Annotated in this window: 17 protein-coding genes and 1 pseudogene; 12 read left to right on the top strand and 6 right to left on the bottom strand. The window is 44.3% G+C overall.

All coding sequences use genetic code 11. The annotated features are described in order from the left end of the window. Positions 1–31: 31 nt before the first annotated feature. The 3 genes and pseudogenes from H6G17_RS10240 to H6G17_RS10230 form a co-directional block, all read right to left on the bottom strand. Positions 32–1,003, bottom strand: coding sequence for an AAA family ATPase (locus tag H6G17_RS10240; RefSeq protein WP_106170751.1), 972 nt, complete (start codon positions 1,001–1,003; stop codon positions 32–34). A gap of 107 nt (positions 1,004–1,110) precedes the next feature. Beyond that, positions 1,111–2,738, bottom strand: a pseudogene (locus H6G17_RS10235) (IS481 family transposase). A gap of 20 nt (positions 2,739–2,758) precedes the next feature. Further along, positions 2,759–3,391 carry a recombinase family protein gene (locus H6G17_RS10230; RefSeq protein ID WP_106170745.1) on the bottom strand — a complete coding sequence of 211 codons (633 nt, stop codon included), beginning with the start codon at positions 3,389–3,391 and terminating at the stop codon, positions 2,759–2,761. A 321-nt stretch (positions 3,392–3,712) separates the two neighbouring features. Between H6G17_RS10230 and H6G17_RS10225 the strand changes: the two genes are divergently transcribed. Next, on the top strand, positions 3,713–3,982 hold the full coding sequence (locus H6G17_RS10225) for a hypothetical protein (protein ID WP_192156752.1): 270 nt from the start codon (positions 3,713–3,715) through the stop codon (positions 3,980–3,982). Positions 3,983–4,006: 24 nt separating this feature from the next. Here H6G17_RS10225 and H6G17_RS10220 read toward each other — a convergent pair whose 3' ends face one another. After that, complete coding sequence (locus H6G17_RS10220; protein ID WP_192156751.1) at positions 4,007–4,348, bottom strand: hypothetical protein; 342 nt, start codon at positions 4,346–4,348, stop codon at positions 4,007–4,009. A gap of 426 nt (positions 4,349–4,774) precedes the next feature. On the opposite strand from H6G17_RS10220, the gene H6G17_RS10215 reads away from it, so the two are divergent. The 8 genes from H6G17_RS10215 (at position 4,775) to arsC (ending at position 10,664) form a co-directional block, all read left to right on the top strand. Continuing rightward, positions 4,775–4,927 carry a hypothetical protein gene (locus H6G17_RS10215; protein WP_192156750.1) on the top strand — a complete coding sequence of 51 codons (153 nt, stop codon included), beginning with the start codon at positions 4,775–4,777 and terminating at the stop codon, positions 4,925–4,927. A gap of 34 nt (positions 4,928–4,961) precedes the next feature. After that, positions 4,962–5,297 carry a metalloregulator ArsR/SmtB family transcription factor gene (locus H6G17_RS10210; protein WP_192156747.1) on the top strand — a complete coding sequence of 112 codons (336 nt, stop codon included), beginning with the start codon at positions 4,962–4,964 and terminating at the stop codon, positions 5,295–5,297. A gap of 97 nt (positions 5,298–5,394) precedes the next feature. After that, on the top strand, positions 5,395–6,456 hold the full coding sequence (locus tag H6G17_RS10205; protein ID WP_192156745.1) for a PstS family phosphate ABC transporter substrate-binding protein: 1,062 nt from the start codon (positions 5,395–5,397) through the stop codon (positions 6,454–6,456). 18 nt (positions 6,457–6,474) lie between these two features. Next, positions 6,475–7,482, top strand: a complete 1,008-nt coding sequence (locus H6G17_RS10200; protein WP_192156744.1) for an ArsJ-associated glyceraldehyde-3-phosphate dehydrogenase — start codon at positions 6,475–6,477, stop codon at positions 7,480–7,482. A gap of 136 nt (positions 7,483–7,618) precedes the next feature. Further along, positions 7,619–8,878 carry an organoarsenical effux MFS transporter ArsJ gene (gene arsJ / locus H6G17_RS10195; protein WP_192156743.1) on the top strand — a complete coding sequence of 420 codons (1,260 nt, stop codon included), beginning with the start codon at positions 7,619–7,621 and terminating at the stop codon, positions 8,876–8,878. 30 nt (positions 8,879–8,908) lie between these two features. Further along, positions 8,909–9,040: a hypothetical protein gene (locus tag H6G17_RS34005; RefSeq protein ID WP_277875968.1), complete on the top strand. Its 132-nt coding sequence runs from the start codon at positions 8,909–8,911 to the stop codon at positions 9,038–9,040. Then, positions 9,040–10,182, top strand: a complete 1,143-nt coding sequence (gene arsB / locus H6G17_RS10190) for an ACR3 family arsenite efflux transporter (RefSeq protein ID WP_192156742.1) — start codon at positions 9,040–9,042, stop codon at positions 10,180–10,182. Before H6G17_RS34005 ends, arsB begins: the two co-directional genes overlap by 1 nt. A 68-nt stretch (positions 10,183–10,250) precedes the next feature. Continuing rightward, positions 10,251–10,664 (top strand): arsenate reductase, glutathione/glutaredoxin type, encoded by a 414-nt coding sequence (gene arsC / locus H6G17_RS10185; RefSeq protein WP_192156741.1) that lies wholly within the window; start codon positions 10,251–10,253, stop codon positions 10,662–10,664. A gap of 16 nt (positions 10,665–10,680) precedes the next feature. On the opposite strand, the gene H6G17_RS10180 is transcribed toward arsC, so the two are convergent. Then, positions 10,681–11,031, bottom strand: coding sequence for a metalloregulator ArsR/SmtB family transcription factor (locus H6G17_RS10180; RefSeq protein WP_192156739.1), 351 nt, complete (start codon positions 11,029–11,031; stop codon positions 10,681–10,683). A gap of 123 nt (positions 11,032–11,154) precedes the next feature. Between H6G17_RS10180 and arsM the strand changes: the two genes are divergently transcribed. Next, positions 11,155–11,958 carry an arsenite methyltransferase gene (gene arsM / locus H6G17_RS10175; RefSeq protein ID WP_242038326.1) on the top strand — a complete coding sequence of 268 codons (804 nt, stop codon included), beginning with the start codon at positions 11,155–11,157 and terminating at the stop codon, positions 11,956–11,958. Between the two features lie 127 nt (positions 11,959–12,085). Here arsM and H6G17_RS10170 read toward each other — a convergent pair whose 3' ends face one another. Then, positions 12,086–13,429 (bottom strand): glycosyltransferase family A protein, encoded by a 1,344-nt coding sequence (locus H6G17_RS10170; RefSeq protein WP_192156734.1) that lies wholly within the window; start codon positions 13,427–13,429, stop codon positions 12,086–12,088. A 315-nt stretch (positions 13,430–13,744) separates the two neighbouring features. On the opposite strand from H6G17_RS10170, the gene H6G17_RS10165 reads away from it, so the two are divergent. Both H6G17_RS10165 and H6G17_RS10160 read left to right on the top strand, forming a co-directional pair. Next, positions 13,745–14,491, top strand: coding sequence for a class I SAM-dependent methyltransferase (locus tag H6G17_RS10165; protein ID WP_192156732.1), 747 nt, complete (start codon positions 13,745–13,747; stop codon positions 14,489–14,491). A 132-nt stretch (positions 14,492–14,623) separates the two neighbouring features. Then, positions 14,624–15,715, top strand: a complete 1,092-nt coding sequence (locus H6G17_RS10160; RefSeq protein ID WP_192156730.1) for an iron-containing redox enzyme family protein — start codon at positions 14,624–14,626, stop codon at positions 15,713–15,715. Positions 15,716–15,764 lie beyond the last annotated feature (49 nt).

Genomic DNA, 15,764 nt, shown 5'->3' with positions numbered 1-15,764 from the left:
TCCAACTCGCCCGTAGAAATTCGATTTCTCTCTACACAGGAATTCCCATTTTTAGCATTTGGTCTCTCAAATCTTGAGTTCGACCAGGAGGCAATTGACCGTGGAGAAAAGAATTCACCTCAGCCGTCCGCACATTCAATAATTCTGCTAACACTTTGGCATTATAACCATGCCGAATTAAGCGAGGTTCTAGATCGTTAATGGCATGAGCTAAAATCGACTCAATTATTCCGGTTGTAATTGGTTTTGTGCCTACCTTGTACCCAGATTCAAATGCTAGCTTTAAATAATGCTCGATTTGTAACGGGGTTGTCAATCGTTCCGCCAAAAATGCAATTGCTTCATCAGTCACTAGATCGGATACCAGATATTCTTCGTGAATACATTCACTTAAAAGCCACTGAATAAACTCCGTCTGATGTCCGCGAATACCTTCGAGGCTAAACACAGTTGTTCTAGCACCAATTTCCTCCAAAGATGGTCGGCGTAAATCATTTTTCAGCTTGGGATGCCCCACCAACAATATCGATAGAGTGCCACCCTGGAGGCGTACCAATTCAATCAAGCGTTTAATTTTTATTAACGTACTGTTGTGAAGGTCGTGGGCTTCGTCCACCAATAATACAACTGGTTTACGGCATTTCTGAATCAACGCCAACAGCTTACGTTCGCGTTGTTCTGGTTGGGTTGGTGGCTTGGCATCTTTTTCTGTAGCTAAATCGCAGAACAAAGCAGCCATTAAAGTTCCCAAGGTCACTTTATCTTTGTCAACTGCAAGGCTCTTGGAAATAATTATGTCTTTTTCCGAAGCTAATTCTAATTGCAACCGCTGCAAAGTAGTCGTCTTGCCACAACCAACAACCCCTGCTATGGCAATTAATCGACCTTGCCGAAGAAGGGGTTTTAGCTCTTTGAATAAATGGGCTTGTTCTTCCGTCTCAAAAAAACCTACATATTCCAAAGTTCGTTTCAGTCCAAAATAATTCATTACATCACTCAGCATGGTGACTTCCTGGTAAACAATTAGCCGTGTGAAAAACTGGGCAGGCTTTACTATCCCCTCGATGAACCATAGAGGCTTTACGCTTTGTTTTGAAGCCTGCCCAGTTTTCAAGCCTTACCTCGCAAGGGATTAAAGAAATCTCGAATTTTTTCCATCACCACTTGTTTATTTAGAGTGCTATCTAAAGTTGCGTTAATATAAGCTATTTGTCCGGGGGTAAGTTTAGCTAGCGGTCGTGCCAAATACTCAGCAATCGCCTGTTTTGCCGCAATAACTGTGGGATAAGTCAGTTCTTGAAACGGATCGGGATCGACAAAAGGCTGCACCTTTAATTCGAGGAGACTTTGTTGTTCATCAGCTAGATTTACCTTACCAATAGCATTGGGTGGCAAAGATAGCTGTTTAGCCAAAGCTTCAATTCGGTCAGCTCGTTTCTGCGTTCGTGTTTTCTTGAAACTACGCTCTTCGATGTAGGGGAATTGGACCATCTACAGGAAGAAAAGGACCATAGCGACGTTCAAGGTGTTCTACGTATAGTTCGTTATCGAACAATCCCCACCAAAGAACTACAGTTTCACCAGCCAAATCCGGCTCGACCTCATAAGCCACTCCTTCAACCGTAACGCGAGCATCAATCCCAACCTTGCGGCGTTCGGGTGAACGTGCAAATGTACAAAACCGCTCCCAGCTACACATTTGCCGGATTCCTACTTTTGGTAGATTAGCTATCCAGTCCTCACTGCGGGAATGGGGTTCGCTGCGATGCGGTTGGCTATTGTAGTGCAGCAAAAACCGCATCAACCAAGCATTCGCTTCGGCTTCTGTCTCTGGTTCATGCAGGTGGTAAAGAGTTTCGTGCATCTCCTTGACAGTGCGAAATGGGCGCTCTACTTTACCCTTGGCACGAGCCGTCACTCTTCGTCCGTCTTTTCCATTTGGCAGGTGAGTGCGTACCTCCACGCCCAAGTATTCCATCACATGAGTGAAACACCAAGCTACGGGCAATCGGTCCGTTATCCATATACAGCATTTGAGGAATGCCTTGAAAGGGGAGGTCTGGACTCGATTTAGGCGACATGGCAGCAAACATAAACCGCAATGCTGCTTCTACATCTTCACCATAAACACCGTGGTATTCCTGATATGCAACGCCACTACGGTCATCCACAACACTGTAAAGCATCAATAGGGGATGTCCGCGCCCTGGCTCTATCCAAGCAGGCGCTTTGACGTGCTTGAGATCGCTGGGACTCAAATCAAAATGCCAACAAGAGTTGCTATACTCCGCTTGGAAGCGAACGGCAGGTGGTTGTCGTAATAAGGTATCGCGGTCATAGCCCCACTTTTTGAGGTAGCGGTTGACGGTGGTTGCTTTGAGCAAACCGACTGGAACCGTCACATGACCGTCGGCAGTGTCAATCCCATCTTCTTCCAATAGCCGGATTGCTTGTACGGTAGATAAATGGCGACCTTTGCGGTTGGAGGTCCGGATTTTAATTGCCGCAATGATTTCACAGTAGCGTTCTAGTCTGGCTTTAGGGATAATACGCGGTACATCACAATCGACGCGGCGCACCGACCGGACACAATTAGGCTCTCGTAGCGCCCGATACACAGTATCTTCGGAAATTCCGTACAGTTGTGCTATTTCCTGGACTAAGACTCGACGAGATGAACTACGCGGTGGTAGTTGGTCGAGACGACGGCGCAAGTCTACGATGGCATCAATTGGTATTTGTTTCTTTGGCATCCGCTTCACCTCCCCACCAGTTTCTCGTGGCGTGGATGGAGATGTTTGCGTGACAACCAATCATAGAGGGTGGAAGGAGAGCAATCGACGAGTTTGGCAATTGAGCGTTTGCTGATCCCTTTGGCTAAATAGCTGCGAATTTCTGCTTCCCTTGTGTCTAGTTTCAAATGTGCAGATTGCCGTCCTTTGGGTCGCCCTAACGCTTTCCCCTCAGCTTTACGCTTGGCTAGTGCTTCAGTGGTTCTCAGGACAATCAATTCCCGCTCGATTTCTGCTGCCAAGCCTAAAACCGTTGCTGTAATTCGGCTTTGCATTGAGTCATCCAATACCATTCCCTGTTTGGCGATATGGACGTTGATTCCCCGACGCACGCAGCACTCTAGCATTTCTAATACTTGTAGGGTGGAGCGTGCCATCCGACTGACTTCTGAGAAGATCACTACATCTTGGGCTTGCGCTGTTTGAGTCAGTAGTAGTCCCACACCCCGCGACTCCCATTTTTCCCGCCCAGAAACGGTATCCTCTATGAACTGGATCGGACTCAAAGCATGTATGTTGGCATATTCTAAAATGCCATGTCGTTGATTGTGCAAGTCTTGCTTGTCGCTGGAGACTCTCAAATAAGCATAAATCACCATAGCCACATGGGCTGTTGGGTTTAACAGCTTTAGGGGTTTAATCGGACGGTATTAGTTCAAATTAAACCATAAAAAGCGTACATATATGTCTGGTTAAAAAGTTCGTATTTTTTGGACACTTTTGCGGCTATAAATACTGTAACCCTGACTGGAATTGGGTTACAGCTTATTTGCAGTGAATGTGGTTTGATTTGCAGTGAATGTGGTTTGATTTGCAGTGAATGTGGTTTGATTTGCAAATATTGTGGTTTTGAGACCCCCCTTATTTGCAGAGAATGTGGTTTCAAAATCGCCTTGGAAAGCAGTTTCATCTCTCGATGTTTGCAGTTCGCTACAGATAATCCTTGGGTATTTACTGGTTTGCGGCGTAGCAACGGTCAGTTGACGCTGGTTGCCATCTCGTTTAGTAGCGATCGCGAAGCTGCAAACTTAACGCTTAATATTAATACATCTACTACTCAGGCACGGCAAAAGATCCAACTCATCGATCCAATCCAGGGAGAAAAGATTGAATTTGCTAGAACCGGAGATGCAATGAATAGTGTTCGCATCAAACTAAAGCCATTTCAAATATTAGTGGGACGACTATGAAATTAGATAACTATAAGTAGGTGTTCATGACTTCCGAATTTTGTAGCTTGCTGCTCCAAAGGGATATTTTGAATTCCGAACTCTAGCCCAAGTTTGCCATCCGATCGCCGAGAGTGACATCAATTGTCTGAGTTGTTGTAGTTGTATTTGTAGTGGTTCGCCACTCTGCCTCAAACGATAAATACTGTCTTGTCCGCAATAAATTATTTCTGGTGCGTCGCGCAGTATGGTACGAGTGCAACGCTCGATCGCAATTAGTGTATCAGCCGTCCGTGCTAATTTGCAACGAATTTGCCAAATTCGTTGAGCTACATAGCAAAGCAGCACAGATAAAATTAAATTTATGGCAACAACAATTGTAACCATGAGGCTCAAAGCTGTATGGATTGATGACAAAATAAGTTCATATTTAGCAAAATAATTTATTTTTATTTTTGATTATTTGAATGTTCTACGTATTGGGAGAAAATATTAACAATTACGATAACTTCGTTAAGCTTTGCTAACGCGATCGGTTATCCTTTTAATTTGTTTTTATAACTTTTTTTTACATTGATTGAACAAAGGCAATTTCTTAAAAGTGAAATTTGAGAGTTAGCAGTCGATCTCAGTAACTTTGTATTTAATACTACCAGCAGCGATCTCATCCAAGGGAGAGAAGTTTTTCACCACAGGCATTGATAGTTTAGTTTTTACCAATGCTAATGCATAAATTACATTTTAGTAAAGATTTTTTACAGTAAGTTATGCATGAGTAAAATTACTCATTAAGCTATCATTTTGTTTGCCATCATGAAAGAAACAAAAGTCGAAGCCAAGTACAACCAGAAAGACCGCGATCGTGCAGCAAACCCAGCGATCGCCAATGGAGAAGATTTTAACTTTGACTTGTGGGCAAGAGCCGTCAAGCAACAAATGCTAGCTGTGTTGCGCGAAAGAGAATAGCATATAGTCAGACGTATAATTTCAATAAAATTTGATGCAAGTTTCTTTCTCAGTCACCTCCGACGCGATCGCATCTGGTTTTCATGCCTTGTCTGAGCCGTTACGCATTCGGATACTAGAACTTTTACGTTCCTCAGAGCTTTGCGTGTGCGAATTGTCGGAGGAACTGGGAATTGCTCAATCTAAGCTATCTTTTCACCTCAAAACCTTAAAGGAAGCTAATTTAGTGCGATCGCGTCAGGAAGGACGCTGGATTTACTACAGCTTGAATTTATCTCAGTTCGTTGCGTTAGAACAATATTTATCAGAATATCGCCGCTTCAGTCAATTGCTCCCTGCCCGTCCCTGCGAGGACATGCCCTCATCCTGAGCCAAACATTCCCCTCTTGACAAATCAATTTTTTTTGAAATGATAGAAAGGTAGACTTCCCTATCGTAAATTGATTTCAAGTGTAGGGGTGAGGCATATGAAAACGATAGCCAGTATTTCTATTTTCCTGGCGGGATTTGGTGTTGCGATCGCAACTGCTATGGCAATGCCAAACGCAGTTAGTCCAACCAAGCAACCGTTAAGGTTCGCTCAAGCGAATACTTCAGAACCCGCAGCTACAGTTAAGACGGATGGTTCTAGCACGGTTTACCCCATCACCAAAGCAATAGCCGAGGAGTTTAAAACCACAGCGTCAGGCAAGAACGCACAGTTGCTCGTAAATTTTTCTGGTACGAGTGCTGGGTTTAAAAAGTTTTGTGCCGGAGAAACAGACATTAGCGATGCTTCCAGACCGATCCGCACTGACGAGATGGAAGCTTGCAACAACAACAAAATTAGATATATCGAACTACCCGTTGCCTACGACGCGCTGACAATCGCCGTTAATCCTCAAAATACCTGGGCTAAAGATATTACTGTAGCCGAACTGAAAAAGATGTGGGAGCCAGTGGCAGAGGGAAAAATTACGAATTGGCAGCAAATCAGGTCTGCGTGGAGCGATCGCCCCTTAAAGTTATACGGTGCTGGAAAAGATTCTGGTACGTTTGATTATTTTACTGAAGCAGTAGTCGGTAAAGCCAGGGCTAGCCGCCAGGACTACACGGCAAGCGAAGATGATGATGAGTTAGTAGAGGGAGTTAGCAAAGACCTGAATGCGTTGGGGTATTTTGGCTTTGCTTATTACGAGGCAAACCAGGACAAGCTGAAGGCTCTGGCAGTAGATAGCGGTAGAGGTGCGGTTTTGCCATCGCGACAGACAGTAGAAAAAGCACAGTACGAGCCTCTGTCTCGACCATTATTTATCTACGTCAATGCCAGATCGGTTCAGCTCAAACCTGCCGTGCGAAGATTTGTCGATTTTTATATTCAGCGTGCGCCAACTCTCGTGAGTTCAGTAGGTTACATTCCCTTACCAGCGGAAGGCTATCGCCTGACTTATATCTACTTCAATCGAGGCAAAGTGGGAACTGTCTTTGAAGGCAAATCCCAAATTGGTCTGACAATTGGGCAGTTATTACGCAGACAAGCAAAATTTTAAGTACAACCAGGTAAAGTAATGGGAATTCGAGTTGGCATCAACGGTTTTGGAAGAATTGGGCGCTTGGCATTAAGGGCTGCCTGGGGATGGTCGGAACTAGACTTCGTACATATCAACGAAATTAAAGGTGGTGCAGTTGCTGCTGCCCATTTACTTAAATTTGATTCGGTTCACGGTCGTTGGACACCAGAAGTAGCAGCGGAGGGCGATCGCATTTCCATTGACGGCAAGTATTTGAGTTTCAGCGAGTCCCCCACACCAGGAGAAGTCCCGTGGGATGAGTTGGGAGTCGATCTCGTATTGGAGTGTTCTGGTAAATTCCGCACTCCAACTTTACTCGAACCCTATTTTAAGCGGGGAGTGCAAAAAGTCATCGTGGCTGCACCCGTTAAGGAAGAGGCGTTGAATATCGTCATGGGAGTCAACGATCGCCTCTACGAACATGACAAGCACCACTTACTCACAGCGGCTTCCTGTACCACAAACTGTCTGGCTCCAGTTGTAAAAGTTATCCATGAAGGATTGGGAATTCGACATGGAGTCATTACCACAGTCCACGACCACACCAACACGCAGACAATCGTAGACGCGCCGCATAAAGACTTGCGACGGGCGCGGGCTACGAGTTTATCTTTAATTCCAACGACAACGGGTTCCGCTACAGCAATCGGGTTAATTTATCCCGAACTGCAAGGTAAGCTCAACGGTTTGGCAGTGCGAGTGCCGTTATTAAATGCCTCCCTCACCGATTGCGTGTTTGAAGTCGTGCGTCCTACCACAGTAGAAGAAATTAACGGTTTGCTCAAAACTGCGGCAGAAGGAGAACTCAAAGGCATTCTCGGTTACGAAGAACGTCCCTTAGTTTCTGTAGACTACAAAGACGATCCGCAATCGGCTGTTGTAGATGCACTATCAACAATGGTCATCGATGAAACACAAGTCAAAGTTTTAGCCTGGTATGACAACGAATGGGGCTATGCAAATCGCATGGTTGAACTTGCCCGCAAGATTGCCCGTTGTTACTAATCTCCTTCTTGCAAACTTTAGATCCCCCAACCCCCTTAAAAAGGGGGCTACGTACTCCCCCCTTGTCAAGGGGGGCAGGGGGGATCGAGATCTCTGACATAAATGCTTAATTTCTGTCTCGCCCCACCCAACAACCATGACTTCCACTGCTGGAAATAAAGCCAATTTGCGTAACTATGCCCTCGTTACTGCTGCCTACTGGGGCTTCACAATTACCGATGGAGCGTTGCGGATGTTGGTGCTACTGCACTTTCATCTGCTGGGCTACACTCCTTTGCAAATCGCCATGTTGTTTCTGTTTTACGAAATTTTTGGCGTTGTCACCAATTTGTTCGGAGGCTGGATCGGTTCTCAATTTGGTCTGAAGCTAACTCTCTACGGTGGAATCGGGTTACAAGTTTTTGCTTTAGCTATGCTGGCGCTGCTCAATCCAGAATGGGCTGTGTGGCTTCAAGTCACCTACGTTATGGTGGCGCAAGCCTTTTCTGGGATTGCCAAAGACTTGACTAAGATGAGTTCTAAGAGTGCGATTCGCTTGGTCGTACCCCAGTCAGCGCAGTCGTCACTGTTCAAATGGGTAGCAATACTAACTGGCTCCAAAAATGCCTTGAAAGGAGTTGGCTTTTTTATTGGTAGCGTTTTGCTGGCTCAATTTGGCTTTGTCAATGCCCTACTGATAATGGCAGGTGGGCTTTGCCTCGTTCTAGGTACAGGGGTACTACTGCCGCAAGGGATGGGTAAGATTAAGGCGAAAGTTAAATTTACCCAACTCTTTTCTAAAAGTAGGGAAATTAATATTCTCTCTGCGGCTCGTTTCTTTCTCTTCGGTGCGAGAGATGTTTGGTTTGTAGTTGCCCTCCCCGTGTTTCTCTACAGCACGCTTGGCTGGACGTTCGAGCAGGTCGGGGGATTCATGGCTTGCTGGGTGATTGGCTACGGGACAGTGCAGTTTTTAGCGCCCAATCTGCTGCGCTGGTTGGGTTCGGGAGCGGCTCCCCAAGGGAGGACAATTCAAATTTGGACATTTGTGCTGAGTGCAATTCCCGCCGCGATCGCCCTTTCCCTTCAACTCAGAATTTCCCCAGCTTTAACAATTGTGGTAGGACTAGCAATTTTTGGGGTTATTTTTGCCTTCAATTCAGCAATTCATTCCTATCTCGTCCTTGCCTACACCGATGATGACAAGGTGGCATTAAATGTTGGCTTCTACTATATGGCTAACTCTGGTGGGCGCTTAGCGGGTACAGTTTTATCTGGTTTGATATTTCAGTTGTTTGGCTTAGTAGGCTGTCTGTGGGTGTCGATGGCATTCGTACTGATGGCGGCTGCAATTTCTTTGAAATTACCCGATCCGCAACCCCAAAAAGCGATCGCCTGGAAAGCTGGAGATGAATAATTATTGGTAGTTGGTAATGGGTAATGGGTAATGGGTACGATCGCACACCGTAGGGGCGGGTTCACCAACAAACTTTACTTCCAATACCAAGATCTCAATAAACCCGCCCTTACAGGAATTTCGGTTTTTACCCAAGAAGCAGTGATTTTGTTAAAGCAATAATGAGTATTAACAGTTCTGCATCAAAGTCAATTGTCAACCGTCTGAGTTTTTTTGAAAAATATCTGACTATCTGGGTGTTTCTGTGTATTATTGCCGGAATTTTATTGGGTAGGCTGTTTCCAGGTATAGCAGTGGCTCTCGATGCCATGAGTATCTATCAGGTGTCGATTCCGATCGCTATTTGCCTCTTTTTCATGATGTATCCAATTATGGTGAAGATCGACTTCACTCAGGCAACAAACGCAATTCGCGCTCCCAAACCTGTCATTCTCACTTTAGTTGTGAATTGGTTAATTAAGCCGTTCACTATGGTTGTATTCGCTCAATTTTTTTTGGGATGGTTATTTCGTCCTTTGCTAGCTGGCACGGAAATTATTCGAGGTAGCGAAATTGTGTTGGCGAATTCCTATATTGCTGGGGCAATTTTACTAGGTATAGCCCCTTGTACGGCAATGGTGTTGATGTGGGGTTATCTCTCCTACGGCAACCAAGGACATACGCTGGTGATGGTAGCAGTAAATTCTCTAGCCATGCTGTTTTTATATGCGCCGTTGGGAAGATGGTTGTTAGCAGCAAACGATCTCAGCGTACCTTGGGAAACCATTGTATTATCGGTGCTAATTTATGTTGGCTTGCCTTTAGCGGCGGGAATGTATAGTCGTTACTGGATACTGAAACATAAGGGTAGAGAGTGGTTTGAACGGCGGTTTTTAAAATATCTCAGTCCCGTTGCGATCGCTGCACTTTTAATCACTCTCGTGCTTCTATTCGCTTTCAAAGGTGAGCTAATTGTCAGTAATCCCCTGCATATTCTCTTAATTGCCGTACCGCTGTTTATCCAAACGAATTTTATTTTTCTAATTTCCTACGTAGCAGCATTAAAACTCAAACTTGCTTATGAAGATGCTGCACCTGCGGCATTAATTGGAGCCAGCAATCATTTTGAAGTGGCGATCGCTACGGCGGTGATGTTATTCGGTTTAAATTCTGGCGCTGCTTTGGCTACTGTAGTGGGAGTCTTAATCGAAGTACCAGTCATGCTGATGCTAGTAGAAATTTGTAAGCGTACAGCAGCTTGGTTTCCTCGCGAACCAGAAAAAGCTTCTCTGCGCGATCCGCGTTGTGTCAGTGCATTTAAATGAAATAAATCCGAGCGAGTCTCTCCGAATTGACTTATTTCTTTTGACTTTTAACTTTTAACTTTTGACTTATGAAAAGAGTCATGTTTGTCTGTAAAACAAATTCCCGTCGTTCCCAGATGGCAGAGGGTTTTGCGCGACAACTGAGTGCGGGAAAAATTCAAGTAATGAGTGCTGGGTTAGAGACGAATCAAATCGATCCACTAGCAATTCAAGTTATGTCAGAAGTTGGCATAGATATTAGTAGCCAGACATCTAAGCCTTTACACAATTTCAATCCAGAAGATTACGATGTTGTCATTTCTCTATGTGGTTGTGGAGTTAATCTACCTGAGTCTTGGGTATTAAGAGAAGTGTTTCAGGATTGGCAATTGGAAGATCCTCAAGGGCAATCAATAGAAACTTTTCGGCAGGTGCGATCGCAAATTAAGGAAAGAGTAGAGCAACTTATTCAGTCTTTCAGTACGGAAAAAGCTAATATTTAGTAGTCAGATTTTGAACTTAATTTATCTTGAGCTGAGGAATAAACAAAGCATTTCTCAGTGCTTCAAGCTGTTCGGGAACGAGGCTATAGTAAATCCAGTTGCCGCGCCTTTCTTTCTGCAACAAGCCAGTTTCATATAACACTTTGAGATGGTGGCTGACAGTGGGTTGCGATAACCCCAAGGGTTCAGTTAACTCGCAAACACAGGCTTCACCGTTAGGATGAGAAGCAATTATACTCAGAATTTGCAATCGTGCAGGTTCCCCAAGAACGCGAAACATAGCCGCGAGTTGAGCCGCCGCTTCAGTTTTGATGAAACCTGAAAGTAGAGGTGGACAGCAATTAGTAGGTAGTTTAGATAATTTCATATTTCTATATTGACATCCATCAATGTCGTATGCCAGCATATTGATATAGGTCAATATTGATATGAATCAATGTTGTTTGGAAAATATCACTTTAAGTTTCTAGCAATGGATGAGATAAAAACTATGGACAGCAACGCAGTAAAACAAAACGTGAGAACGGCTTACGGTAAAATTGCACAACAACAGACAGGTTGTGGCTGTGGTACTCCTACCACTGACACAACAGAATTTGCTGTTGCTTTAGGTTATGCAGAAGCGGAACTCAATATAATTCCAGCCGAGGCAAATTTAGGATTGAGTTGTGGTAATCCTACCGATTTAGCGCAACTAAAGCCAGGTGAAGTTGTTCTCGATTTAGGTTCGGGTGCGGGTTTTGATTGTTTTATTGCTGTGACGAAAGTTGGTGCTATAGGCAAAGCGATCGGTGTAGATATGACACCAGAGATGATCGCCAAAGCAACAGAAAACGCTCAAAAATCGAATGTACAAAATGTAGAATTTAGATTGGGAGAAATTGAAAACTTACCCGTAGCAGACAAGACTGTAGACGTAGTTATTAGTAATTGTGTTATCAACCTATCTCCCGATAAACCAAAAGTCTTCCAAGAAATTTATCGAGTTTTAAAACCAAATGGCAGAATTGCCATTTCCGATACAGCACTCAAACAGCAACTTTCTGAGTCAGTGCGACAAGATATTGCTGCTTATGTTGGTTGTGTAGCTGGTGCTTTATTAGTAGATGAATACCAAAAAATTGTTGAAATTGCTGGATTTAAAAATGTCAAGGTAACAGTCAGACAAGCATCTTCTTGTTGTGGAGATGTAGAAACAAAAGATCCAGTAGGACAGGCAATTGTGGCTGCGTCAGGAGTTGATGCAGCTTGGCAAAATGATGTTGTTAGCGTCTACGTAGAAGGATACAAGTAATTCAAAAGTCAAAAGCTAAAAGTTAAAAGATGAGTATTTCAACAAAAAGGATTCAGCTAAATTAGCTTTCTATCTAAGTAGAAAAGTTTTCCCAAGCCAAAATCTTAAATCATAGATTGTCTCAGATTTAACTGATTTTATGGTAGTAGCTAAAAGCGGTATCCGTGCTAAAACTTACTTTTTTGACTTTTGCCTTTTGACTTTTAACTTTTGGCTTACTTGGCTGGTGACGCAATTTCTCTAAGCGAATGCGCAGAGCTGAGATTGCTTCCTGAATTGGGACGAGTTGCCAACGCTGTCTCCAGATTCCTTCTACTTGCTGACGCTGTTCTACCTTTTCCCAAAGTAAGCCGAAGGTTTGAGGTTGAGCTAACTCTGACATTAACCACAACCAATTCACACCCAAAGCATTTGCTACCAGAGCGATCGCGTTGTTGGTTGGTTGATAGTCATAGAGATAACTCCACCACAGGACTCTTAACTGATGTCGCCACTCAAATCGAGCTTCTACTTCAGCCGCCGACTCTACCAAAAATTGTTGCTGCGATCGCCCCATTTCCACCCATTTGCTCAGTTGGTTTGCCAATCCCACATCTGTGCGTCCTGTAGTTCGAGCTGACGTGAAGACGCGTACGCGGGTACTGTGACGAAAACGAGCATTAACTCGCAATAGTGCTTGGTAGAACGCTACATCTTCAGGAGTGCGGACTGGTTGCATTCCTCCTGCTTGAGCGTACATCTCCACTGTGACGGCAAGGCTCGCTCCGTAGTGTTGAAAGTGGCGGGGTAAAATATCGATTGGATCGGGTTCTATATAAGTTTCTAACTCGGCAGTAAGAAAGCGATAACCGACTTCCCGCAAATGACAAGCTCTTGTATAAGGATCTAAAGCCGTGCGACCCTCACGATCTGTAATAATTCGTCCTCCTACAGCATCAGCACCGCTGGCAACTTCGTCTAAGATAGCAGCGATCCAAGTCGGCGTAACCCGCGAATCCCCATCTGTAGAGGCAATGACTCGTCTTTCACCACCAATAGAACTCAGACGACGATAAGCTTCATCCATCAGGACTTGACGCACTCGACCGATATAAGCCTCAGCCGCAGGGAATGTTTTTTCAACTACGTGTAGAACCAGATCGGGATGAGTAGTCGCAAAATTGCGTGCGATCGCAGCTGATTCATCACTGCAATTATTTGCTAGCAGCACGATCTCATAACGATTGCGATCGAGCAACTTTCCAGTTAAATCGAGCTGATTGTACAAAGATAAGAGCGTACCTGCTAAATTATCAGCTTCATTACGCACGGGAACGATAACGCAAACTTCGCACTGGGATAGTGGCGGAGTTGTAACTAAAGGCTGATGAAATCGCTCGAACAACCAACTTTGATAGGATGATGCTTCGCGATCGCGCCAATTCTTTTTTCCATGCTGAAAAACACGCCTCGGCGTGTCAGTCCAATTCATCACGATTTGTAAAACTTTGTTACTTGTTAATTTTGCTACTTGAATCAGGAAAATGAAATCTGTCCAGTGGTTGATTATTGCTATTTAAAGTAACTTTGAAATTCGGTATGACTTTAAAGTCACGTAGGCTATTCAGTCGAAATCTGCTTGAAAAATGACGTAAAAGGAGATAGAGATAAAAGCGATCGAATATAAGAGTTTCAAGTCTATGTGACTTTCAATACATAACTTAATCTATCCAAGTGAGGATAGATAGCATGTTTTTTGTACTGATAAATTGCTAGATTAATGTTTAAAGTAATTTAGGGCGTATCAATGGCATTATTGAGGGAAGAGTTACCACCCGACCGGAAAACCTCTGAAGAAGAACGTTTTCAAGATGACTATTATTCTTACTTTGAGGCTCCTGAAAATGCTACGCGGTATGCCCCTTCAGTTTGGTTCCTCAATGAGGCTTTTCAGCAACAGTCATTTTCCGTACTAGATTTGGGATGTGGCAACGCAGCTTTGAGTAAATATTTACCAGAGCGTTGTGAATATGTTGGAGTCGATCATAGTGAAGCAGCGATCGAACAATGTTTAAGCCTATATCCTAACAAGCAATTCATTGCCAAAGATTTATCAATATTACTACCAGAACTTGCTTCAGAAAATAAGAAGTTTGATGCAGTAGTACTAGCTGGGCTACTATTCCACAATATTGATAAAGAAACTTTAGAGAAAAAAGACGATCGAAGCCTGATTCAATTTTGTTTGAGTCAGTTAATAAGCGAAAAGGGATATTTGATTATTATTGTGCCTTTTGCCTATGGCGACCATCCATCGCACAATCTGTTTGTTCGAGCCGAATGGTTGCAAAAGTTAGTAGAAGATATGTTGAATGCGGCAAAGGCAGAAATTGTCTACGAAAATATCTCTCTCCAAATCGGGTTGGATGAAAAAGTCCGGCAGCAGAAGCAAATTCCTGACTGGTTTGTGGCAGATAGCAATGCAGATTATGCCAACAATTATGCTGGAACGTATATGGCGGCTTGGACGTTTATTGCTTCAGCTAATGGATAATTGCTTATTTCAATACTCTTGTACGGGCGCATAGATGTGCGCCCCTACTCATTAAATAACCAATGGTAGATGTATCGTGCAGTAACGATGACTGAAAATTATTAGTAGTTATCTCAAGGATGAAGCAGATAAATGCACAGCGACATCGTAACCTCAAGCGCTGAGCCAAAGATTACGCCAACGCTAACAGCCACTCAATACTACGAACAGGCACAGCAGTTTATTCAACTGCTAGAAATGGAAGATCTAGATCGAAAGCTGGCTGCACAGCCTCAAATCGCGACTGAGTTTGAAAAAGCGATCGCCACGGCAATTGAGGCGGCTTATTCGCAAGGCTCTAGCGATGATGCGGCACATCTGTTTCTCCAGCGCGTTCTTTATCACATCAATCGGCTAAAACTATTTTGGTACGACGATTTGCGGCGCTACACTAACGAGCGATCGCCTTACTTGAGCCAGATCCGCGATCGGATTGAGGAAGTTTGGCAGCAGTGGGAACTGAGACAATTCGATCTCGCAGCGTTTCAAGGCATAGATATCAGACAAGCACTGCTCGATCGCGTTGCTGTCGATCTCGAACCACCATTGTCTGACGATGCTCGGTACTTTCGCGATCGCGTCGGCGAAGCAGGCTACCGTCGTCTGTTGGCGATCGCTTCTCTAGATGGATTGGTAGAAGCAAGTCAGCTATCCCGCACTCTGGGAGGCGTGGCAAATGAAGTGCATTCTGTATTGACAAGATTGCTTGTAGAAGAATACGGTGGTGGTCGGTTGGCACGCAAGCACTCTTCTCACTTTACGACAATGCTTGAGGCACTGGGGATGCAAACTCAACCAGAGGCATATTTCGATCTCGTGCCTTGGGAGATATTAGCAATTATCAATCATAGTTTCTTGCTTACCGAACGCAAACGCTACTTCCTACGTTACATTGGCGGATTGCTTTATGGAGAACTTTCCGTACCAGCAGGATTTCGCAGCTATCGAGCTGCTGGCGAACGGCTGGGACTATCAGCAAACGCTATGAGCTATTGGGATCTGCATATCAAGGTAGATGAATTGCACGGTCGCTGGATGTTAGATGATGTTGCCTTACCACTCATATCTCAATATTCTCATGATGCATGGGAAATGGTGTTAGGCTACGACCAGCAAAAGTTTTTGAGCGATCGCGCAGGTGCAGCTGTAACGCGATCGGTGCGGGAAGCAGAGCAAATGGGATGATAAAAAAGCCCCCCTTTTCAAGGGGGTTGGGGGGATCTCTGAGATATCT

The organism is Chroococcidiopsis sp. [FACHB-1243], from assembly GCF_014696895.1.
GTDB lineage: Bacteria > Cyanobacteriota > Cyanobacteriia > Cyanobacteriales > Chroococcidiopsidaceae > Chroococcidiopsis.
Note: the sequence above shows the minus strand (reverse complement) of the source record. Positions and strands in the feature narration are given on the sequence as shown.